This window comes from Streptomyces sp. NPDC059456 (assembly GCF_042750055.1).
Taxonomy (GTDB): domain Bacteria; phylum Actinomycetota; class Actinomycetes; order Streptomycetales; family Streptomycetaceae; genus Streptomyces.
The window spans coordinates 1-19,153 of record NZ_JBHYVA010000001.1 but is presented as its reverse complement, the minus strand read 5'-3'; the positions used below and the strand labels follow the sequence as shown (position 1 = coordinate 19,153).

The 19,153-nt window shown below is 72.2% G+C and carries 20 protein-coding genes, 1 tRNA gene and 1 pseudogene; 6 read left to right on the top strand and 16 right to left on the bottom strand.

Going from position 1 to position 19,153, the window contains the following annotated elements:
• Window positions 1-79: 79 nt before the first annotated feature.
• Window positions 80-964: a hypothetical protein gene (locus tag ACFXA3_RS00110; RefSeq protein WP_385179685.1), complete on the bottom strand. Its 885-nt coding sequence runs from the start codon at window positions 962-964 to the stop codon at window positions 80-82.
• Between the two features lie 417 nt (window positions 965-1,381).
• On the opposite strand from ACFXA3_RS00110, the gene ACFXA3_RS00105 reads away from it, so the two are divergent.
• Complete coding sequence (locus tag ACFXA3_RS00105) at window positions 1,382-1,801, top strand: hypothetical protein (protein ID WP_385179683.1); 420 nt, start codon at window positions 1,382-1,384, stop codon at window positions 1,799-1,801.
• A 23-nt stretch (window positions 1,802-1,824) separates the two neighbouring features.
• Here the strand turns inward: ACFXA3_RS00105 and ACFXA3_RS00100 are convergent, their stop codons facing one another.
• The 4 genes from ACFXA3_RS00100 to ACFXA3_RS00085 all read right to left on the bottom strand — a co-directional run bounded on the left by ACFXA3_RS00100 (window position 1,825) and on the right by ACFXA3_RS00085 (window position 2,936).
• Complete coding sequence (locus ACFXA3_RS00100) at window positions 1,825-2,043, bottom strand: hypothetical protein (RefSeq protein ID WP_385179681.1); 219 nt, start codon at window positions 2,041-2,043, stop codon at window positions 1,825-1,827.
• A 23-nt stretch (window positions 2,044-2,066) separates the two neighbouring features.
• Window positions 2,067-2,402 (bottom strand): DUF6233 domain-containing protein, encoded by a 336-nt coding sequence (locus ACFXA3_RS00095; RefSeq protein ID WP_385179678.1) that lies wholly within the window; start codon window positions 2,400-2,402, stop codon window positions 2,067-2,069.
• A gap of 168 nt (window positions 2,403-2,570) precedes the next feature.
• Window positions 2,571-2,792, bottom strand: a complete 222-nt coding sequence (locus ACFXA3_RS00090; protein ID WP_385179675.1) for a hypothetical protein — start codon at window positions 2,790-2,792, stop codon at window positions 2,571-2,573.
• A 9-nt stretch (window positions 2,793-2,801) separates the two neighbouring features.
• A complete protein-coding gene (locus tag ACFXA3_RS00085) occupies window positions 2,802-2,936 on the bottom strand; it encodes a hypothetical protein (protein ID WP_385179672.1) in 135 nt (44 codons plus the stop codon).
• A gap of 58 nt (window positions 2,937-2,994) precedes the next feature.
• On the opposite strand from ACFXA3_RS00085, the gene ACFXA3_RS00080 reads away from it, so the two are divergent.
• On the top strand, window positions 2,995-3,657 hold the full coding sequence (locus tag ACFXA3_RS00080) for an HAD family hydrolase (RefSeq protein WP_385179669.1): 663 nt from the start codon (window positions 2,995-2,997) through the stop codon (window positions 3,655-3,657).
• On the opposite strand, the gene ACFXA3_RS00075 is transcribed toward ACFXA3_RS00080, so the two are convergent.
• Window positions 3,638-4,861 (bottom strand): transcriptional regulator, encoded by a 1,224-nt coding sequence (locus ACFXA3_RS00075; protein ID WP_385179667.1) that lies wholly within the window; start codon window positions 4,859-4,861, stop codon window positions 3,638-3,640. The genes ACFXA3_RS00080 and ACFXA3_RS00075 overlap by 20 nt on opposite strands.
• 118 nt (window positions 4,862-4,979) lie before the next feature.
• Between ACFXA3_RS00075 and ACFXA3_RS00070 the strand changes: the two genes are divergently transcribed.
• Window positions 4,980-5,291, top strand: a complete 312-nt coding sequence (locus ACFXA3_RS00070) for a hypothetical protein (protein WP_385179664.1) — start codon at window positions 4,980-4,982, stop codon at window positions 5,289-5,291.
• A 251-nt stretch (window positions 5,292-5,542) separates the two neighbouring features.
• On the opposite strand, the gene ACFXA3_RS00065 is transcribed toward ACFXA3_RS00070, so the two are convergent.
• From ACFXA3_RS00065 to ACFXA3_RS00040, 6 genes are all read right to left on the bottom strand, one after another.
• Window positions 5,543-5,797 (bottom strand): helix-turn-helix domain-containing protein, encoded by a 255-nt coding sequence (locus tag ACFXA3_RS00065; protein ID WP_385179661.1) that lies wholly within the window; start codon window positions 5,795-5,797, stop codon window positions 5,543-5,545.
• A 462-nt stretch (window positions 5,798-6,259) separates the two neighbouring features.
• Window positions 6,260-7,315 carry an ABC transporter substrate-binding protein gene (locus ACFXA3_RS00060; RefSeq protein ID WP_385179659.1) on the bottom strand — a complete coding sequence of 352 codons (1,056 nt, stop codon included), beginning with the start codon at window positions 7,313-7,315 and terminating at the stop codon, window positions 6,260-6,262.
• Window positions 7,316-7,472: 157 nt separating this feature from the next.
• Complete coding sequence (locus ACFXA3_RS00055; protein WP_385179656.1) at window positions 7,473-9,296, bottom strand: AMP-dependent synthetase/ligase; 1,824 nt, start codon at window positions 9,294-9,296, stop codon at window positions 7,473-7,475.
• Between the two features lie 198 nt (window positions 9,297-9,494).
• Entirely contained in the window at window positions 9,495-11,162 is a 1,668-nt protein-coding gene (locus ACFXA3_RS00050; protein WP_385179653.1) for a protein kinase, read from the bottom strand.
• 80 nt (window positions 11,163-11,242) lie between these two features.
• Window positions 11,243-11,327, bottom strand: a tRNA-Leu gene (locus ACFXA3_RS00045).
• 142 nt (window positions 11,328-11,469) lie between these two features.
• Entirely contained in the window at window positions 11,470-11,931 is a 462-nt protein-coding gene (locus tag ACFXA3_RS00040; RefSeq protein ID WP_385179650.1) for a hypothetical protein, read from the bottom strand.
• A gap of 208 nt (window positions 11,932-12,139) precedes the next feature.
• Between ACFXA3_RS00040 and ACFXA3_RS00035 the strand changes: the two genes are divergently transcribed.
• The gene (locus ACFXA3_RS00035) at window positions 12,140-13,327 is read left to right on the top strand and encodes a low temperature requirement protein A (protein WP_385179647.1); all 1,188 of its coding nucleotides are present in this window, start codon (window positions 12,140-12,142) and stop codon (window positions 13,325-13,327) included.
• On the opposite strand, the gene ACFXA3_RS00030 is transcribed toward ACFXA3_RS00035, so the two are convergent.
• Window positions 13,311-14,252, bottom strand: a complete 942-nt coding sequence (locus ACFXA3_RS00030) for a beta-ketoacyl-ACP synthase III (RefSeq protein ID WP_385179646.1) — start codon at window positions 14,250-14,252, stop codon at window positions 13,311-13,313. The genes ACFXA3_RS00035 and ACFXA3_RS00030 overlap by 17 nt on opposite strands.
• Before the next feature lie 218 nt (window positions 14,253-14,470).
• Between ACFXA3_RS00030 and fdhD the strand changes: the two genes are divergently transcribed.
• On the top strand, window positions 14,471-15,304 hold the full coding sequence (gene fdhD / locus ACFXA3_RS00025) for a formate dehydrogenase accessory sulfurtransferase FdhD (protein ID WP_385179643.1): 834 nt from the start codon (window positions 14,471-14,473) through the stop codon (window positions 15,302-15,304).
• A 127-nt stretch (window positions 15,305-15,431) separates the two neighbouring features.
• Here fdhD and ACFXA3_RS00020 read toward each other — a convergent pair whose 3' ends face one another.
• On the bottom strand, window positions 15,432-15,869 hold the full coding sequence (locus ACFXA3_RS00020) for a (2Fe-2S) ferredoxin domain-containing protein (protein ID WP_385179640.1): 438 nt from the start codon (window positions 15,867-15,869) through the stop codon (window positions 15,432-15,434).
• A gap of 9 nt (window positions 15,870-15,878) precedes the next feature.
• Window positions 15,879-16,961 (bottom strand): bile acid:sodium symporter family protein, encoded by a 1,083-nt coding sequence (locus tag ACFXA3_RS00015; protein ID WP_385179950.1) that lies wholly within the window; start codon window positions 16,959-16,961, stop codon window positions 15,879-15,881.
• Between the two features lie 131 nt (window positions 16,962-17,092).
• Here ACFXA3_RS00015 and ACFXA3_RS00010 point away from each other — a divergent pair, with 131 nt between their 5' ends.
• Window positions 17,093-17,953: a LysR family transcriptional regulator gene (locus ACFXA3_RS00010; RefSeq protein ID WP_385179637.1), complete on the top strand. Its 861-nt coding sequence runs from the start codon at window positions 17,093-17,095 to the stop codon at window positions 17,951-17,953.
• 466 nt (window positions 17,954-18,419) lie between these two features.
• Here ACFXA3_RS00010 and ACFXA3_RS00005 read toward each other — a convergent pair.
• Window positions 18,420-19,139: pseudogene (locus tag ACFXA3_RS00005) on the bottom strand (IclR family transcriptional regulator C-terminal domain-containing protein); the annotation flags it as partial.
• Window positions 19,140-19,153: the final 14 nt, after the last annotated feature.

The window sequence follows — 19,153 nt, the reverse complement described above, 5'->3', positions numbered from 1 at the left end:
CGAGGGGGCGGCCCCCCCCCCCCCCGCCCGGGGGGGGGGGCGCCGTTTGCGGGGTCCGCCCCAGCCAGGGCGGATGTGGTTAGCGACGAACGCCCGGAATGAGGCTCTGAATGATCCGGCTTGCCTTCGCGTAGTCATCAAGGCTTGGGCTGGGGTCCTGCTCGGTAGCGGCGGTGTTCGCGTCCGCCCGTTCCTCCTCCTCGGTGGCCTGCTCCCCTGAGACGGCAGCGTTGAGCGGGTGGTCCGGCTGGTCCATCTCGTGCCCCGTCTCCTCCTGGTGCGCGTCAAGGGCGGTGGTGGCCTCGAAGGTCTCGCCGCACTCCATGCAGAAGCCGGGCCCAAGGTCGTCGCCGTCGGTGGCGCACTCCTCGCAGTCCCGCTTGGACTGCTCCTCGTGGTCGGGGCAGAGCGCCAGGACTTCGTAGGCGTCGGCCATCTCGGGGTGCGCAGCAACCAGGCTGGCGGCGTGCTCCTCGGCCGCGGCCTTGCCCGTCTCGCCGTGGAAGCCGGCCTCGATGCAGGCGTCATCCTCGAAGATTCCGTACTCGGTCACGTTGGTCTCCGTGTCGTTGTGGATCTCGGTGGCGGGGGCGGTCGGCGGGAAGAGCTCGGTGCGCAGCTCGGCGTAGAACAGCTCGCCCTCACCGACGTTGGTGATGTCGGCGTCGATCATTCGGCCGAGCAGGTTGCAGAACTGCCACGGAGACATGGCGTTGATGTGGGCGACCAGCCGACAGTCGACGCGGTACCCGGCGATGTGCTTCTGGTGCGACCAGTACGCGGCCAGTGCGGTGCGGAAGATGGCCTCGGTCTCCTCGTTGCGGCATCCCGGGTAGAGGTTGGTCTCGTTGATCGCGTCGAGGATTTCGGCGTGCAGGTCGCGGCCGGCGGTGTGGCGACGGGTGCGGGTTCCGATGCTGAGGGTGTAGCGCATGGTCTTCGCGAACTGCTGGCCCTTGGTCATTTCCGTCTCCCCTGTTCACCGCTTGTTTCTGTACCTACAGAATGCTCTCGCAAGGCGCCCCTTGTCAAGCCCCTCTCGCAGATGGATGCTAGTTTCTGTACCCACACCCATGAGGGGGAGACATGGCCCGACCCGCTACAGGCAAGACACCGCTCCGGAACATCCGCGTACCCGACGACCTGTGGCAGGCGGCGAAGGATGAGGCTGCCGCCGAGGGGCGCAGCCTCACGGATGTCATCCTCGGAGACCTGCACCGGTACGTGACCCGTCGGCGGCGCGAGCGAGGGATCGCGGACGGTCCGTCAGAGACCTCAAATCCTGGCGCTTAAGGGAACGTTATGCGTTACCCAGCTCCGCAGGGCCGCTGCGGGGCTGGGCCGTGACTAGACTGCGCCCGCGAACAAGGGGAGGGGCGTCATGGAAAACGGGGAGCGCGTGGGGGCCGGCAGTCGCAGGACCGCGAGGACAGTCGGACTCATAGCCGCAGGCGTGGCGATCGGCGCCCTGGTCGCCGTCGTAGTTGTGCAGCAGTTCCAGATCGAGGAGCTCCAGGGGGACTCGAAACCGGGCACAGCCGTGTGCAAGACGGTCGAAGGTGAGGCCAGCGGGTTCTCGAACGCGGTCATTCAGAAAGACGCTAAAGACCCCTACACCGAGGACGAACGAGAGTCCAACGCCCGGAACCTGCGGTCACTGGCGCACGTGGTCCTACAAAACCCGAACTGCTTCTCTTCGACGATGAGGGCCCAGGCTCAGACCACCCTCGACCAGCTTGACCAGAACGCCGAAGCTGCCATCCAAGACTGCAACCGCAGCAGCCGGAGATGGTGGTGCTGAGCTAGGCAGTCCTCGCGCCCACCTCAGGACTCGGCCGTCCAGATCGTGGGCCCGCCGCCCCGCCACATGATCGGCGGCCAATCCTCCTCGTCGACCCAGCCGGCCCGCCGCAGAAACTCGACGACGTCCGTCATCGAGTACGCCAGGCCGAGTATCGAGTCGGTCCCGTGGACGTGGGCTGTCACCCGCCGGCCGCCGGTCGGGGCGACGGGATGCACGGTGACCTGCGTCTGATCGGCCATGCATCCAGCCTGGGGCTGGCAGGTCAGTCCAGCACGCCGAGCGCCACGTCGGGCCGGCAGTAGGGGCACGTCGGAACCTGGTCGACACCGACGGCCCGGAGCGCGCCCTCCCGGGTCAGCGGTTTCATGCGGAATCCCTTGCCGCCCATGCGGCAGCCATCGGTGTGGACCTGCATGGGCCGGCCGCTGAGGTCGGTCTGGAGTTCCCAGTCGGGCGGCGGAGGCAGGGACTGGCGTGCGGCCAGCTCGGCCACGCGCTGCTCCTCGGCGGCGATCTGCTGCCGGACCCGGTCGAGGCTCATGGCGAGCCATTTCTCCAGGGTGCGGAGGCGAGGTAGGTCGGGCGGCAGATCGGACACATGTTCGAGTCTACGCCGATCGGCGCATGCCCGTTGTCAGTGCCATCGGCAACAATGAACACATCAAATTGCGGCCACTACCAGCGGGGATGCTGCAGGGCCGCTGTGCACAGTTCCGCCCTACCGGACCCCGCCCCAGGGGACAGCGCCCGGTAGGGTGGACGCACGTCAGGCCTCCGGGTGCCGGACCGCCTTCTTCACCGCGGCCTCGACCTGGTTCCGCGGCTCGCCGATTTCCACCGCGTAAGCCGTCACCGCGGCCTGCACCTCGCCGGCCCGCTCCCGCCATGCCGCCCACGCTTCGGGGGACGGGTCCTCGCGCACGGCAGCATGAGCTGCGTCCGAGGCGCGCTGGAGTCGGATCAGTTCGTCGGTGAGTTCGATTGCCACCCGCGGAGTCTAGGCGGCGGGTACGACAGTCGCCCGCAGCCACTCGGCGAGAAGCTCCTGGTACTCCGCGGACCCGGCCTCACCGCGGGCGACGAGGGCACGGATCCGCTCGTTCAGCTCGGCAGCCTCGGGGTTCGGGATCATGTCGCACAGGCTATCGGGTAGCGCCCACAGTTGGCCCAGCCGCCCATAGGATCGGCGCATGATTCGAGCTGTCGTTTTCGATGTCGGCGAGTGCCTGGTAGACGAGACCCGCGAATACGGGACGTGGGCCGACTGGCTCGGCGTCCCCCGCCACACCTTCGCCGCAATGTTCGGCGCCGTCATCGCCCAGGGCCGCGACTACCGCGAGGTGTTCCAGCCGTTCAAGCCGAGCTTCGACCTGACCGCCGAACGGGAGGCCCGCGCGGCTGCTGGCCGGCCGGAGCACTTCGACGAGTCCGACCTGTACTCAGACGTCCGGCCCGCCCTGGCCGCGCTCCGCGAGGCAGGCCTGTGGCTAGGCATCGCCGGCAATCAGACCGTGCGAGCAGGCGGCATCCTCAGGCAGCTGTTCACCGACGACGTCGACCTGATCGGCACCTCCGACGACTGGGGTGCCAGCAAGCCGGACCTGGAGTTCTTCGAGCGGGTCGCCGACGTCGTCCCGTTCGCCAACGACGAGATCCTCTACGTCGGCGACCGCATCGACAACGATCTCCGGCCCGGCGCGAAGGCCGGCATGCACACGGCGCTCATCCGCCGCGGGCCTTGGGCCACCATCCAGTGGGACACCGAAGAGGCCCGAGAGCTGCCGACGTTCCGGGTCGACAGCCTCCTCGAACTCCCCGCCCTGATCGCAGGGTTCAATTCGTCAGAGCGCTGAGCATCGCAGTCCAGCCGCACAGACGGTCATCGAGAGCACGGACGCACGGCTCGTTCCCCCAGGGGGCGAGCTCGCGCCGCACCTCCCGCACCCGGTCCATGCCCGTCGCGTACCAGTGCGTCTCCAGCAGATCAAGCGCGCGGACCGCATAGTCGCAGGCCGCCTCAGGCTGGCCGGCCGCCGCCTCAACCGCGGCCAGGTCGCCGAGAACGACAGTCCGCTGCTTGTCCGCATCCGCCGGCAGGTCAGCAATCACACTGAGGAGCGTCTCCCGGGCCTGCGGCAGATGCCCCGCCTTCAGCTGCACGTTCCCCTTGAAACAGGCCAGGCGGACGGGACTGAACCAGTCCAGCCAGTCCGGGGACGGCTCCTCGTTAGCGCCCGCCAGGACGTCCTCGCCGTGCGCGATCAGGTTCAGGGCCGTCCTGGTGTTCCCGCAGCGGGTCTCGCACTCGGCCTCGACCGCGTCCAGCCACGCCAGCAGCTCCGCAGACGCAGGGCCGCGGCGGGCAGTCGCGCGAGCCATCGCCATCCGCTCCGCCGCCCCCGCCCGGTCACCAGCCCAGCCCGGGACGAACGCCGTATGCGCGAGGATCGCAGCCCCGAGCAGGGCGTCGTCCGCGTCGCCGGCGGCCTGCAGTGCGCGCAGCCACGTCTCTCGCGCCCGGCCATGCTCGGTCAGGTCGAAGAACTCGATGCGGCCAGCGAGCAGCCACGACTCGGCGAGCGCGGACGCTAGCGACCGGCGGATGACACCGGACGTCGCCGGCAGCAGAGCAACACCGAGGGCGGCGTGCGCGGCCACGGACGGGTGCAGGGTGGCTGGCGCGACCGTCCAGTACAGGCGCCGGTGAGCGCGCGTCACCGCGGCGAACGCCGACACCGCCGAGGCTGGTTGGACCGCATTCGGCACGGTCAGCGGCGCCGCCGGCGGAGTCCGCAGCACCCGGCCGGCGTCGGCGCCGGCCCCCGGCGGGGCAGGGAAACCGAGGTCCTCGATCGTTGTGACGTCGAGCAGATCCACCAGCGCCAGCCGAAGGTCCGGGGTGGGCAGCTGCGGGCTGCTCGACTCCCACCGGCGCACCTGGCGCTCGCTGACGGCCAGGCCGCGGGCAGTCAGAGCGTCCGCGAGCTGCTGCTGCGAGCGGTATCCCGCAGCCTGACGCGCCGCCCTGAGGCGCGCATTGCCGAGCGGTCGGGACATCCCAACCTCCAAGGGTTGTAGGGGCGGTGGCAAGTCTGGCAGCCGGGCCGCTACCAGGCCATGAATCACCCACACGATACCTCAGACGTCCGCAAAGCGGCCAGAAAGAGGCCGCTTCATGTCCTCGCTCTACGCCCGGAAAGCGGCCACGCTGTTGCACCACCACCCGCTGAAGCCGGCAGGGAGCACCTACATGGCCACCCGCAAGACCCTCTCCACCGACACGTTCGGCCACCAGACGCACCCCTGGATCGGCAAGACAGTCACGGACATCGCCTGCCAGCAGACCGGCGAGTTAATGGCTGTGGTCATCGAACCGGCCGGATTCGCGTCGGGGGCACCGCGCGTGTCCCGGCTCGCGTACATCAAGGCGGCGTCGGGCATCGAGTGGTCCACGGCCCTCGCCAACGTCGAGCTCGCCGCCCCCTAAAGCTCCCGCCCCTTCTGCGGCGGCGGGAGGGGCGGGTACCAGCCACAGGAACTGTTGACTCCGGTTCTACTCGACCGTAAGTTCGACGCGTGACAGGGGCTACCGCGTGGGACAGGACTGGCAAAAGTGACACATCCACACGGGGTGTGAACGGACCGTATAGATATATGCGCGTCACACCCTTCCTGTAATTGGCATATGCCAGGCAAGATAAGGGTGTTCCACATGGCCGAAAGTGGGCATGCGGACCGCTATGGAATCAGGTCCCGGACGTGACAGTGGAGGACGGTAGCGATGCGGAGCAGGTGACTGTACCGAGCATCGGCCGCGCCGGCCTCGATGCGCTGATACGTGTTGCGTGAGATGTCGGCTGCCAGGAAAACCTGCTCCTGAGTCAGGTTGGCGTCTCTGCGCATGGCGACAATGCGCATGCCAAGGCGCTCGGCAGGAGTGAGCGGCGACGGTCTCGCCGCCTCTCGCGCCTGCTGTTGATCCCGGTCGTGCACCCACAAACGCTGTGGGTTTCATGATCATAAATCAGCCCCACAGCTGGGGCTTTTTGTGATCAAGGTCAGCCTCGATGCGTCGAGGCCTCAAAAGCTCGGCGCGACCAGGGTCCAATCCCCGATCGCGCCGAAGGGCCGCCCCGAGCTGCAGCACCCCATGCGCCGGCTCGCGGGTGAACCCTCACCGGATGTCCGTCAACGACGGACGGGCATCCGGTCCGACGAGTGAACCTCACAACCACGCCGTTGTGCGAGTCATTCGTTGGCCTAGATGCCGGGCCCGGATCTGTCATCGCCTCCGAGGGCGAAGATCCGGGCCCGGTCTCATGTGGGTGCCGAGTGGGGAAAGTGGGAAACAACTGGGAGCTGATCATGGTGAACAGTGATGAACACTGATTAACGGTGAGCACCCATCGCCACGAAATCGCAGGTGAAAGAGCTGGTCAGTGGCGTTGTCCCAGTTCAGACCGCCTCGGCCGACATGTACCCGGTGAGCATGTGCATGCTCAAGGGGACGTCCCGGCCGCCGGAGGCCGCCTTGATGTCGGCCTTGAACTGCGCCATGGCCGGGCTGGTCGACTCGAAGGGCTCGAACTGGATCAGGACGTGCACCCCGTCGAGGGCCTGGCGGGTGGCGTCCTGGGTGAGCAGCCCCGGGTCGTAGTCGGTGGGGTCGGAGAGCAGCCCCTTGTACCCGGCGCGCTTGAGGGCGGTGAACAGGCCGATGTTGTTCGGGGTCTGCATGACGGAAACGACCGCGTCGGGGGCCTTGCCGTCGCTGCCGGCGAGCACGTCCTTCACGTACGCCGACCAGTCGGACGGCACGGCGGTGGCCGGTACCGAGGCCTTGGCGTAGGAGACCGTGAACCCGGCGCTCGCGAAACCCTGCCGGAAGGTGCGGATGCCGAACTTCCCGGCGTCGCTGTCGTTGGCGATGATCGCGACCGACTTGCCCCGGGCCCCGCCGAGGAGCTGGGCGATGCCCTCGGGCCAGGTCTGGTTCAGGGTGCCGCCGGGGGAGGGGACCAGGCAGCCGTTGAAGCCGTAGAGGTACCGGGGGCCGCAGAAGGAGGGCAGCGTGCCCCAGCCGAAGGTGGGGACCTTCTCCTGCTCCAGGAAGTCGGCGCCGGAGAAGGTGACCGAGCTCATGGGGGCGACGGCGAAGACCTTGTCCTGCTGGACGAGTTTGCGGGCGGCGGCCATGTTCCTGGCGGGGTCCTGGCCGTCGTCCTCCGCGCCCAGGTAGTCGATCTTCCGGCCGTTGACGCCGCCCTCGGCGTTGGCCCGCAGGTACCGGGCCTTCGCCCCGAGGTCGGTGTCCTTCTTGCTGTAGCCGCCGGCGCTGGTCATGGAGACGATGCCGCCTACCTTGATCGAGTCGTCGGTCACCCCGCGGTAGTAGGCGCCGGCGGCGGCGTCGGGCGTGCCGGAGGAACCCGTGGTGGAGGCGGAGTTGCAGGCGGAGACGAGCGCGAGCGCGGCCGCCGCGGCGGCCAGGGTGCGGATCGGTCGCGGCATGTGTGGGATCCCCTCCGGTCGGAATCCCCGCATTCTGTGCGTGACCTGACGCATCGTCAATATTGTCGACGCATCGAAGTGACGGATCGTCAGATAAGGCTGGGCGTGCGGCCGCGCGGGCCCTGACGGCCGGACGGCCCGGACGGCCCGCAGCCGGTCAGGGCTGGTAGAGGGCCGCCACCTCCATCGCGTACGCCTTTTCGATCGCCCGGCGCTTCAGCTTCAACGAGGGCGTCAGCAGGCCCCGTTCCTCCGTGAACTGCTCCGCCAGCACCCGGAAGGTGCGGATCGCCTCGGCCTGCGAGACCAGCGTGTTCGCGGCCACCACCGCCCGCCGCACCTCCGCCGTCAGGTCCGGGTCGTGGACCAGCTGCGCCGCCGGCAGCTGCGGGCGCCCGCGCATCGACAGCCAGTGCGCCACCCCCTCCATGTCCAGCGTGAGCAGGGCCGCCACGTACGGCCGGTCATTGCCCACCAGCACGCACTGCGCGACCAGCGGATGCGAACGCACCCGCTCCTCCAGGGCGGTCGGCGCGACGCTCTTGCCGTTGGAGGTCACCAGGATCTCCTTCTTGCGCCCGGTGATCGTCAGGTACCCGTCCTCGTCCAGCCGCCCGAGGTCCCCGGTCGCCAGCCAGCCGCCGCGGAGCACCTCCTCGGTGGCGCGCGGGTCGTTCAGGTACCCGGAGAAGACGTGCCCCCCGTGCAGCCAGACCTCTCCGTCGTCCGCGATGTGCACCGTACTGCCCGGGATCGGCCGGCCGACCGTGCCGTACTTCGTCGCCCCGGGCGGGTTCGCGGTCGCCGCCGCGCACGACTCGGTCAGGCCGTAGCCCTCGAACACCGTGATCCCGGCCCCGTCGAAGAACAGCCCGAGGCGGCGCGACATCGCAGACCCGCCCGACATGGCGTGCCGCACCCGGCCGCCCATCGCCTCGCGGACCTTCCCGTACACCAGCTTCTCGAACAGCTGGTGCTCCATGCGCAGCCCCGCCGAAGGCCCCGGCCCGATGCCGAACGCCTTCTGCTCGCGCGCCTCCGCGTACCGCACGGCCGTCTCGACCGCCCGGTCGAAGGGCCCCGTACGCCCCTCCGCCTCCGCCTTGCGGCGGGCCGCCGCGAAGACCTTCTCGAAGACGTACGGGACCCCCAGCACGAACGTCGGCCGGAACGCCGCGAGGTCCGGCAGCAGCTCGGCCGCCGCCAGCACCGGCTGGTGCCCCAGCTTCACCCGGGCCCGGACCGCCGCCACCTCCACCATCCGCCCGAAGACGTGCGCGAGCGGCAGGAACAACAGGGTGGAGGGCTGTTCCCCGGGCCCCGCCCGGAAGACCGACTCCCAGCGGGCCACCATCGTGTCGGCCTCGTACATGAAATTGCCGTGCGTCAGCACACAGCCCTTGGGGCGCCCGGTGGTCCCCGAGGTGTAGATGATCGTGGCGACGGCGTCGGGCGTGACCGCGGCGCGGTGGCGGTGCACCAGGTCCTCCGCGACCCCGTGGCCGTCCGCGACGAGCGCGTCGACCGCCCCGGCGTCCAGCTGCCACAGCCGCCGCAGGTGCGGCAGCCGCTCGATGACCGACCCGACGGTCATCGCCTGGTCCTCGTCCTCGACGACGCAGGCGGTGCAGTCGGAATCCTGCAGGATCCAGTGCACCTGCTCGACGGACGAGGTCGGGTACACGGGCACGGGCTGCGCGCCGATCGCCCACAGGGCGAAGTCGAACAGCGTCCACTCGTACCGGGTGCGGGACATCACGGCGACCCGCTCCCCGAACCGGACCCCCTGGGCGAGCAGCCCCCGCGCCAGCGCGAGCACCTGCGCGGCCAGCTCCCCGGAGGTCACGTCCCGCCAGACCCCGTCCTCCTTCCGCCCGAGCACCACCCGGCCGGGGTCCTCCCGGGCGTGCCGGAAGACGGCGTCGGCAAGCCCGCCGACAGGCGCCTCCGTCACGACTGGTGGCACGGTGATCTCGCGCATGCCCCGCTCCTCTCCGCGCAGCGCGGCGACGCTACCCCACACCTCCGCACGGTTGATCACCGGGCGAAGACCTCCACAAGACCTCCCCAGGGGCAGGTGGGGAAGGGTGGGCCGCCAGGGAAACTCCCCCCGGCGCCGGTCCGGAAACGCGGAACGGCCCGCCGATCGTGTGCGCGGTTGTGGTGCGGTCGGGCGTGCTCAGCGGTCCGCGGCCGCGGGCCCGCCCGGAACGAAGGAGTCCAGTGCCGTGTCGAAGTGGCTGCGCGCCTCCGCGAGCCGGCCGACGGGTGCCGACACCCACACGTCGTACAGCCGGCCGTCGTCCTCCCAGCAGACGTCGAACGTGTGCCGGGCGCCCTCGGAGGTGCTGAAGCCGTTCCAGGTGAACTCCCAGAGGGCGGCGGGCAGTCCGTTGTGCGTGGTCGGGACGACCGTGCCGTCGCGGTATCCGGGATTGGTGGCCGGGCCGTTCGCGTGGGCGAGCCGCATCACGCCGACCGGCCCGGCGGGCGCCGCCGCCTGGAGCTTGACGCCGATCCGGAAGGCGCCGTCCGGGGAGACGTAGACGACCCGCTGGTCGTCGGTGGTGCGCTGGAAGCCGGCGGGCACGGCGAGGCTGAAGCCCTCCGCGTCGGACACCGACCGGTACCCGGCGGGCGCGGGCTTCGCGGCCTCACCCGCCGCCGGCACCGTGCGCGCGGGCCGGGGCGTGCCCGGGGCGGACGGGGCGGGGACGGACGGGGCGGGGGAGTGCGTGGCGGGAGCGGCGCCGGCGGAGTCCGTCGCCCCGTGCGCACCGTCGCCGAAGCGGGAGGTGAGCAGCACCGCGCCGCCGACCGCGACGACGAGGAGCACCGCGATCAGCCCCGCCCGCACGGCGGCCGGGACCCGCCGGACCTGACGGGCCTGCTCCGCTGAGGGGCCGGAGGGCCGGGTGACGTGCTCGGTCGGCGCGTAGCCGACCGCCGCGGCGGCGCCGGGCGCCGGGGCCGGGGCGAGCACCCGTTCGACGGCGGGGACCGTTCCGGTGCTCACGTAGGCCGACAGCAGCCGCTCGGCCTCCGCCGCCCCCATCCGCCGCTCCGGGGCCCGCTCCAGCAGGCCGCGGATCACCGGGGCCAGCGGCCCCGCCTGCGCCGGGGGCCGGATCTCGTCGTGGACGACGGCGTGCAGCACCCCGCCGAGCGAATCGCGGTGGAACGGCGACTTGCCCGTCAGGGCCGTGCACAGCAGGACCCCGAGCGACCACAGATCGGACTCGGGACCCGCGGACGCCCCCTGCATCCGCTCGGGCGAGGTGTATTCGGGCGAGCCGACGAACGCACCGGTCTCGCTGATCGTGGTGGACCCCGCGAGCCGCGCGATGCCGAAATCGGTGAGCACCACCCGCCCGGTGCCCGCCTCCATGAGGACGTTGGCGGGCTTGACGTCCCGGTGCAGCACCCCGCGCGCGTGCGCCGCGGTCAGGGCGCCGAGCAGGGCGAGCCCCATCCGCGCGGTCCCGGCGGGGTCGAGCGGCCCGTCGCCGCCGAGCCGGTCGGCCAGCGAACCGCCGTCGACGAGCTCCATGACGATGTGGGGCCGCCCGTCGTGCTCCACCACGTCGTGCACCACGACGACGTGCGGATGCCTGACCTGTGCGACGGTCCGGGCCTCCCGCAGGGCGCCCCTGGTGTCCGTGCCCCCCTCGACGTGCAGCTCCTTGACGGCCACGGGCCGCCCGAGCAGTTCGTCGCAGGCCCGCCAGACGGTCCCCATGCCGCCTCTGCCCAGCCGCTTCTCCAGCCGGTAGCGCCCGGCGATCACCCTGCTGCCGTCCGGCCCGTCGTGCGACACGTTGCTTCCCCTCCGACCCCGTGCGCCCATGATGCCGCACCGCGGGATCCACCCCCGCGCCCTGCGGAGCACAACGCAAAAAACCCCACCGAAGTGGGGTTCTCGCTCTGTGTCCGAGGGGGGACTTGAACCCCCACGCCCGATAAAGGGCACTAGCACCTCAAGCTAGCGCGTCTGCCATTCCGCCACCCGGACCGGTGGTCGGCCCCGGTTTCCCGCGGCGACAAGGACAACAATAGCAAAGGATCGGCGTGCCTCCGACCAGGTATTCGGGCCGGGCCGCTCGCTGACCTGCACGCATGTCCCGGCGGATCGACGAGGCCCCGCGTCTCGCGGGCTACGCGGCCGGCTCGGCGCGCTCGGCCCTCAGCCAGTCGTCGTTGTGCTGCCACGCGTAGAGGGTCGTGCCGTCCATGTAGGCGTAGTAGAGGCCGCAGCGCGCGGTCGCCCTGCCCCGGGCGTCCGCCGGGAACCAGCCCTGCGCCATCGGGACCTCCTGCGCCTTCGGCCGGGGCTCGGTCGTGCAGGCGGTGGGGAGCCGCTCGTCCGGCAGGGTCGCCTTCAGGAGGCGGTCACCGCCGGTCGTCCGCAGCGCGTACCGCACCGACGTCGCCTCGTCCGCCAGCCAGCGCGGGACCGAGGCCCGGGCCGACTTCGCCTCGGCGCCCGTCGCGTACGCGTCCGTCTCCTGGTGGCGGTCGTCGTACCAGTCGGCCGCGGCCGGCAGGGCGACGACGGTGGCGAGCCCCACCACCGACACGACTGCGGCGATGGTCAGGGTGACGGACCTGCGGATCATGCGGAGTTCACTTCCCTCGGCGGCTGGCGGCGTGCCCCCCATCCTGCGGCCCGGCCCGGGGCCGGCGCGTCCCTCCGCGGGGCGGGATCCGCGTACATCTCAGGTCGTACGGCCCCGAAGCGCACCCGGATGGCGATACGTGCTGGACACCACGGGCACCGAGGCGGTCGGATGAGCGCCGCACGTCTGCATCCAGGGGGAGCCACGCATGGAAACACCGCACCGCGTCAGCACGTTGGAGCTCTTCTTCGACCTCGTCTTCGTCTTCACCATCACGCAGCTGACGGTGCTGCTGGCGGACGACATCGGCTTCCGGGCCGCGGGCCAGGTGCTGGTGATCTTCACCGTGCTGTTCTGGATGTACGGGGGCTACGCCCACCTGACCAACCAGGTGCCGCCCGACCGCACCGTGCGCAGGGTGCTGCTGATCCTGGCCATGGGGGCGTTCCTGGTGTGCGCGCTGGCGGTGCCGACCGCGTTCGGGGCCGGCGGGGTCGCCTTCGGCATCGGGTACGTGTGCGTCGTCCTCGTGCACAGCGCCCTCTACACGCAGGCCCACGGCTCCGGGGTGCTCTGGTTCGCGCTGCCCAACCTGCTGTCCGCGCTGTCGGTGCTGGCCGCCGGGTTCTTCGACGGACCGCCCGCCTGGGGGTTGTGGATGCTCGCCCTGCTGATCCAGTTCGCCGTGCCGCAGCTGGTGCAGCGGGTGGCGGCGAGCGGGGCGGAGTCCGCCGGGGCCGTGACCGAGGCGACGACCGTGACGACGGTCGGCGACCAGCTCGGCGGCATGAGCGCCGAGCACCTCGTGGAGCGGCACGGACTGCTGCTGATCATCGTCTTCGGCGAGTCCGTCATCGCGATCGGCATCGGGACCGGCTCGCTGCCCCTGTCCGTGGGGATCGCCGGCGGCGCCTTCCTCGCGCTCGCCGTCGCGTCGGCACTGTGGTGGATGTACTTCGTTCGCGACGAGGGCCGGGCCGAGGAGGTCTTCGCCGAGACCGCCCCGGAGAAGCGGTTCAAACTGGCGATGCTCGCGTACTACTACGCCTTCCTGCCCATGCTGCTCGGGATCGCCGCCTTCGCGGCCGGCGTCAAGAAGACCATCGGGCACCTGGGCGAGCACCTGCACACCGGCCCCGCGCTCGCCCTGGCCGGCGGGGTCGCCGTCTACCTCGCCGGGGACCTGGCCTTCCGGGCCGTGCTCGGGATCGGCCCGGCCCGGTTCCGGGCGGCGGCGCTGGTGCTCGCCCTGGCGACGGTACCGGCCGGCACGGGCGCCGCCGGGCTCTGGCAGCTGCTCGCCCTGGTCGTCGTACTGCTGGCGGCGCTGTGGGCCGAGGTCCGCTGGACCCCGGGCTGCACCACGGCGGCCGGACGGCCTACGGGCAGCGGATGACCTGGCCCGCGTAGGAGAGGTTGCCGCCGAACCCGAAGAGGAGGACGGGGGCGCCGGTGGGGATCTCGCCGCGCTGCACCAGCTTCGACAGGGCCATCGGGATGCTGGCCGCGGAGGTGTTGCCGGAGTCCACGACGTCGCGGGCCACGACCGCGTTCACGGCGCCGATCTTCGCGGCCAGCGGCTCGATGATCCGCAGGTTCGCCTGGTGCAGGACGACGGCGGCCAGCTCCTCGGGGGCGACCCCGGCCTTCTCGCACACCTTGCGCGCGAGCGGCGGGAGCTGGCTCGTGGTCCAGCGGTAGACGGACTGGCCCTCCTGCGCGAACACCGGCGGGGAACCCTCGATGCGGACCGCGTGGCCCATCTCCGGGACCGAACCCCACAGCACCGGGCCGATGCCGGGCTCCTCGCAGGCCTCGACGACGGCGGCGCCCGCACCGTCGCCGGTCAGCACGCAGGTGGTGCGGTCGCTCCAGTCGGTGATCTCGGTCATCTTGTCGGCGCCGATGACCAGGGCGCGGGTGGCCGAACCGGCGCGGATCGCGTGGTCGGCGGTGGCCAGGGCGTGCGTGAACCCCGAACAGACCACGTTCAGGTCCATGACGGCCGGGCTGCCGCCCATGCCCAGCTTGGCGGCGACACGGGCGGCCATGTTGGGCGACCGGTCGATCGCGGTGGAGGTGGCCACCAGGACGAGGTCGATGTCGTCGGGGGACAGGCCGGCCCCGGCGAGGGCCTTGCCCGCCGCCTGGAAGGCCAGCTCGTCCACCGGCTCGTCGGCGCCCGCCATGTGCCGGGTCTTGATGCCGACCCGGGAGCGGATCCACTCGTCGTTGGTGTCGACCACGGCCGCGAGGTCCTCGTTGGTGATCACTTTCGCGGGCTGGTAGTGCCCTAGCGCCACCACGCGTGAACCGGTCATGGGCGGGGTCCCCCCTTGTACGGAAGTCAGGATCGACCCAGCTTGACCTGCTACCGGTCGGTACAGGTGCACGTGACCCAACAGGATTACCGCCCCTGAATTTGGAGATTCCGGAGGATCTTCCTGCCGGGAGCGCCGTACGGCGGCGATCCGGGAGAATGGGCCCGTCAGCAGCACGACGGAGTGCGCGACGAAGACAGAACGGGCGGGCTGATCACATGGGACGGGTCACCGAGCGCCGTCGCGTCATACGGGTACGGAACGGGGCGACCGCGATCCGCCCGGACACGCTGGTGGCCGAGGAGCCGCTGGAGATACGGCTGAACGGCAAGCCGCTCGCCATCACGATGCGCACCCCCGGCGACGACTTCGCCCTGGCGGTGGGCTTCCTGGTCAGCGAGGGCGTACTCGGCTCCGCGTCGGACGTCCGGGCCGTGACCTACTGCGAGGGCGCGACCGAGGACGGCTCGAACACGTACAACGTCGTCAACGTGCAGCTCGCGCCCGGGGTCGCGGTGCCCGACATCACCCTCGAACGCAACGTCTACACCACCTCCTCCTGCGGCCTGTGCGGAAAGGCCAGCCTGGACGCGGTGCGCACGGCCACCCGCTTCCCGCTCCGGCGCGGCGCCGACGACACCGTACGCATCCCCGTGGAGCTCCTCGGCGAGCTGCCGGACCGGCTCCGCGCGGCGCAGAAGGTGTTCGACCGCACCGGTGGTCTGCACGCGGCCGGGCTGTTCTCGCCGCAGGGCGAGCTGCTGGACCTGCGGGAGGACGTCGGCCGGCACAACGCCGTCGACAAGATCGTCGGCCGGGCCTTCCAGGCCGGCCTGCTCCCGCTGGCGGGCGCGGTGCTGCTGGTGTCGAGCCGGGCCTCCTTCGAGCTGGCGCAGAAGGCGGTCATGGCCGGCATCCCGGTCCTCGCCGCCGTCTCGGCACCGTCCTCGCTGGCCGTGGACCTGGCCCTGGAGTCGGGCCTGACCCTGGTCGGATTCCTGCGCGGCCCGGACATGAACATCTACGCCGGCGAGGAGCGGATCACCTGGTGAGCACCGGGCTCCGCCGATTCCGGGCCGGACGGGCCCGGCGCCCGGATGGTCCGGCCCGTCACGCCGCCGGCGAGGGCGAACGGGATCACGCCCGCCCCCGGGCGTGAGGCGTCACGCCCGGGTCACCTCAGCGGCCCCGGCGGGCGCTCCGCCTCGCCTTGGCCGCCGGCGTCGGCTCGGGCTTCGGCGCCTCGATGCGGAGCAGGTCCAGCGTCGCCGGGATCGGGGTGACACCCGGGCCGCCCGCTTCCGCCCAGGCGATGACCTCGTCCGTGGCGGTGTCGTCCAGGGCCCAGCCGAACCAGGCCGCACGGGCACCCCGGCGGCGCGCCTCGCTGGTGGGCTGGACGACGATGACATTGGCCTGCGCGCACGGCCCGAGGCACTCGCTCGTACGGACGGCCAGCCGGCCCTCCGACGCCGCGGCGGCCTCGCGCAGCCGGGCCAGCTGCCCGGCGTGGTCGGAGCCGGGGTTCTTGCGGGGGTCCCCGCAGCAGCAGCCCCGGCAGACCACGAGGGTGCAGGGGCGTTCGGCGTGGGCGGCGAGCGGGCGTATCCAGGTCACCGCCGCACGTTACCGGGCCTGCGGTGCGGGGTGTTGGACGCCGGGGGAGACCTCCACCACATGTCCGGCGGGCAGTTCGGCCCCGGTCGCGGTCGCGGCCCCGGCCCCGGACTCGGCGGGCGGGTCCGCCTCCGCGGCGCGGCGGCGCGCCAGCACCGCGCACACCATCAGCTGCATCTGGTGGAACAGCATCAGCGGCAGCACGGCGAGGCTCGCCTGGGCCCCGAACAGCACGCTGGCCATGGGCAGTCCGGCCGCGAGGCTCTTCTTCGACCCCGCGAACTGGATGGCGATCCGGTCCGCCCGGCCGAACCCGAGCCGCTTCGCCCCGTACCAGCTGACCAGCAGCATCACGGCCAGCAGCACGGCCTCCACCACCAGCAGGGCGCCCAGGCGCGGGGCGCTGACCCGGTGCCAGATCCCGGCGGCCGTACCGGCGCCGAACGCGGTGTAGACGACGAGCAGGATCGAGCCGCGGTCGACGTGACCCAGCACCCTCTTGTTCCGGGCCAGGAAACCGCCGACCCAGCGGCGCAGGGCCTGGCCCAGCAGGAACGGCAGCAGCAACTGCACGACGATCCTGAGGAGGGAGCCGGGGGAGAACCCGCCCGCGCTGCCGCCGAGCAGGCCGGCGGCGAGGAGCGGGGTGAGGACGATGCCGGCGAGGGACGAGAAGGAGCCGGCGCAGATCGCGGCGGGGACGTTGCCGCGGGCGATCGACGTGAAGGCGATCGAGGACTGGATCGTCGAGGGAACCAGGCACAGGAACAGCAGCCCGCTGTACAGCGGCGGCGTCAACAGCGCCGGAACCAGGCCGCGGGCCGCCAGCCCGAGCACCGGGAACAGCACGAACGTGCAGGCCAGCACGGTGAGGTGGAGCCGCCAGTGGCGCAGGCCGTCGAGGGCCTCCCGGGTGGAGAGCCGGGCCCCGTACAGGAAGAACAGCAGGGCCACCGCCCCGGTCGCGGCGCCCTCGGCGACGGAGGCGGCCGGGCCGCGGGCCGGGAGCAGGGCGGCGAGGCCGACGGTCCCGAGGAGGGCCAGGAGGTACGGGTCCAGCGGAAGCCAGGCGGGTGGGTGCGGGCGGCGCATGTACGGGGGCTCTCCGGTCGGCGGCACGGGGCGGGCCCGTCCATCGTCGGGCCTGCCCCGGTCATCGGGAAACCCGTACACCGTGCTCACTGCCATTGCGGTTCGTGATGACCGGGGCGCAGGATGGGGCCATGTACGACCCCGCCCAGCTGCGCACGTTCCTCACGGTGGCCCAGACCCTCAGCTTCACGCAGGCCGCCGCCCGGCTCGGGGTCCGGCAGTCCACCGTCAGCCAGCACGTACGAAAGCTGGAGGAAGCCACCGGGCGGCCGCTCTTCCTGCGGGACACGCACAGCGTGGAACTGACCGAGGACGGCGAGGCGCTGCTCGGCTTCGCCCGGACCATCCTGGAGGCGCACGAGCGGGCCGCGGCCTGGTTCACCGGGACCCGGCTGCGGGGACGGCTGCGGTTCGGGGCGTCGGAGGACTTCGTGCTGACCCGGCTGCCGGAGATCCTGGAGGGCTTCCGGCACGAGCACCCCGAGGTGGAGCTGGAGCTGTCGGTCGAGCTGTCCGGGACCCTGCACGAACGGCTCGACGCGGGCCGGCTCGACCTCGTCCTGGCGAAGCGGCGCGGACCGGGCGACGAGCGGGGCCGGCTGGTGTGGCGGGACCGGATGGTGTGGATCGGGGCGGAGGGGCTGCGGGTGGACCCGGAGCGGGCCGTGCCGCTGATCGTCTTCCCGCCGCCGGGCATCACCCGGGCCCGGGCGCTGGAAGTGCTGGAGCGGGAGGGCCGGGCGTGGCGGATCGCCTGCACCAGCGGCAGCCTCAGCGGGCTGGTGGCGGCGGCGCGGGCGGGGCTCGGCGTGATGGCCCACACCCGGGGGCTGATCCCGCCGGGGCTGGTCCGCGTGCCGGGGCTGCCGGACCTGGGGGCGGTGGAGTTCGCACTGCTGCGGGGCGAGCGGGGCGAGCGGGGCTCGCCGGCGGCGGAGGCCCTGGCGACCGCGATCCTCTCCGGCGCGGACCGCCTGACCCGCCCGGCCTAGCGCCTTCGTCGTGCCGCCTCCGGCGGCCGTCCGGTACCGCTCGCCGCGGCTGCTGACGCGGTGGCGCACCCGGCGCTGCCGGGAGGCCGCTCCCCGGGTCCCCCGGTCCCCGGGCCCTCCGCGCCGGGGGACGGAGGGCGCCCGGTGGGGGCTACGTGCTCAGGACCAGGAGGTGGTGGGCCGTGGGGAGGCTGCCCGGGGTGAGGGGGGCGAAGGTCCGGGGGAGGGACAGGCGCGGCGGGTCGGATTCCGGCAGGGGGGCGAAGAAGTACGCGGCCTCCGCGGCGGTGTCGCTGACCAGGTGGGGGCCGGCCGCAGAGGCCGCCCCGCGGGTCAGCGGGGTGCGGAAGAGCATGCGCAGGTGGCGCAGGGCTTCCGGGGTGACCCGCGCGGGGTCCGGCACCGGGCCGGCCGGCGCGGTGTCCGGCCCGGCGTCCGGCCCGGCGTCCGGCGGGATCGCCCCCGACAGCAGCAGCGCCAGGAGCACCGGGACGGCCTTGCGGCGCAGGGCCTGCGTCGCTTCGTGCAGCCGGTGGGCGTGTGCCGCGGGCAGCGACAGCGCGAGGCTCCCGGCCGCGTCGCCGGTCGCGATCGGGACCGCCGAGCAGACCACGCCCGGCGCGTACTCGCGCAGGTCGTACACCGGCGTCCCCGGGGCGACCGCGTCCAGCGCGGTGAACAGGACCCGGCTGTCGGTGATCGTCTGCGGGGTGAGCCGGGCCGGCCGGTACCGGGCGACGTGGTCGCGGCGCCGTTCGTGGTCCAGCTGGGCCAGCAGGCACTTGCCGGCGGCGCTGGCGTGCGCGGCGGTCCTGAAGTCCACCCACTCCCGCACCGGCGGCGCCGCCGGCCCGTCGGCCATCTGGGTGAGCCGGACCTCCCCGTCCGCGTACCGGCTCAGGTACACGGCCGCGCCCGCGCTGTCCCGGGCCAGGGCCAGCGTGCGCTGGAGCTGGCCCGCCAGGCCCCCGCCGCCGGGGGCGGCGAGCCGGTCGAGGGCGGGCCCGCGCGCGTACACGCCGGCGCCCGGCCGGTACGCGTACTCCTCCTCGCACAGCATGGCCAGCAGCGGCCGCAGTTCCGCCTCGGCCAGGCCGGACTCCCGCCCCAGCTGGGCGCCCCGCACCCCCAGCGGATGCCTGTCGAGGACCCGTACGACGGCCAGCGCGCGCCCCGCCTGCGCCAGGGCCTCGCTCGTCC

Excerpts from the sequence above, each read along its gene's own strand:
- ACFXA3_RS00100 (WP_385179681.1), bottom strand. The coding sequence starts at position 2,043 with ATGGCCGATCAGACGCAGGTCACCGTGCATCCCGTCGCCCCGACCGGC.
- ACFXA3_RS00050 (WP_385179653.1), bottom strand. The coding sequence starts at position 11,162 with ATGGGCGCACGGGGTCGGAGGGGAAGCAACGTGTCGCACGACGGGCCG.
- ACFXA3_RS00060 (WP_385179659.1), bottom strand. The coding sequence starts at position 7,315 with ATGCCGCGACCGATCCGCACCCTGGCCGCCGCGGCGGCCGCGCTCGCG.
- ACFXA3_RS00030 (WP_385179646.1), bottom strand. The coding sequence starts at position 14,252 with ATGACCGGTTCACGCGTGGTGGCGCTAGGGCACTACCAGCCCGCGAAA.
- ACFXA3_RS00040 (WP_385179650.1), bottom strand. The coding sequence starts at position 11,931 with ATGATCCGCAGGTCCGTCACCCTGACCATCGCCGCAGTCGTGTCGGTG.
- ACFXA3_RS00055 (WP_385179656.1), bottom strand. The coding sequence starts at position 9,296 with ATGCGCGAGATCACCGTGCCACCAGTCGTGACGGAGGCGCCTGTCGGC.
- ACFXA3_RS00085 (WP_385179672.1), bottom strand. The coding sequence starts at position 2,936 with ATGATCCCGAACCCCGAGGCTGCCGAGCTGAACGAGCGGATCCGTGCC.
- ACFXA3_RS00010 (WP_385179637.1), top strand. The coding sequence starts at position 17,093 with ATGTACGACCCCGCCCAGCTGCGCACGTTCCTCACGGTGGCCCAGACC.
- ACFXA3_RS00105 (WP_385179683.1), top strand. The coding sequence starts at position 1,382 with ATGGAAAACGGGGAGCGCGTGGGGGCCGGCAGTCGCAGGACCGCGAGG.
- ACFXA3_RS00015 (WP_385179950.1), bottom strand. The coding sequence starts at position 16,961 with ATGCGCCGCCCGCACCCACCCGCCTGGCTTCCGCTGGACCCGTACCTC.
- ACFXA3_RS00070 (WP_385179664.1), top strand. The coding sequence starts at position 4,980 with ATGTCCTCGCTCTACGCCCGGAAAGCGGCCACGCTGTTGCACCACCAC.
- ACFXA3_RS00110 (WP_385179685.1), bottom strand. The coding sequence starts at position 964 with ATGACCAAGGGCCAGCAGTTCGCGAAGACCATGCGCTACACCCTCAGC.
- ACFXA3_RS00035 (WP_385179647.1), top strand. The coding sequence starts at position 12,140 with ATGGAAACACCGCACCGCGTCAGCACGTTGGAGCTCTTCTTCGACCTC.
- fdhD (WP_385179643.1), top strand. The coding sequence starts at position 14,471 with ATGGGACGGGTCACCGAGCGCCGTCGCGTCATACGGGTACGGAACGGG.
- ACFXA3_RS00075 (WP_385179667.1), bottom strand. The coding sequence starts at position 4,861 with ATGTCCCGACCGCTCGGCAATGCGCGCCTCAGGGCGGCGCGTCAGGCT.
- ACFXA3_RS00080 (WP_385179669.1), top strand. The coding sequence starts at position 2,995 with ATGATTCGAGCTGTCGTTTTCGATGTCGGCGAGTGCCTGGTAGACGAG.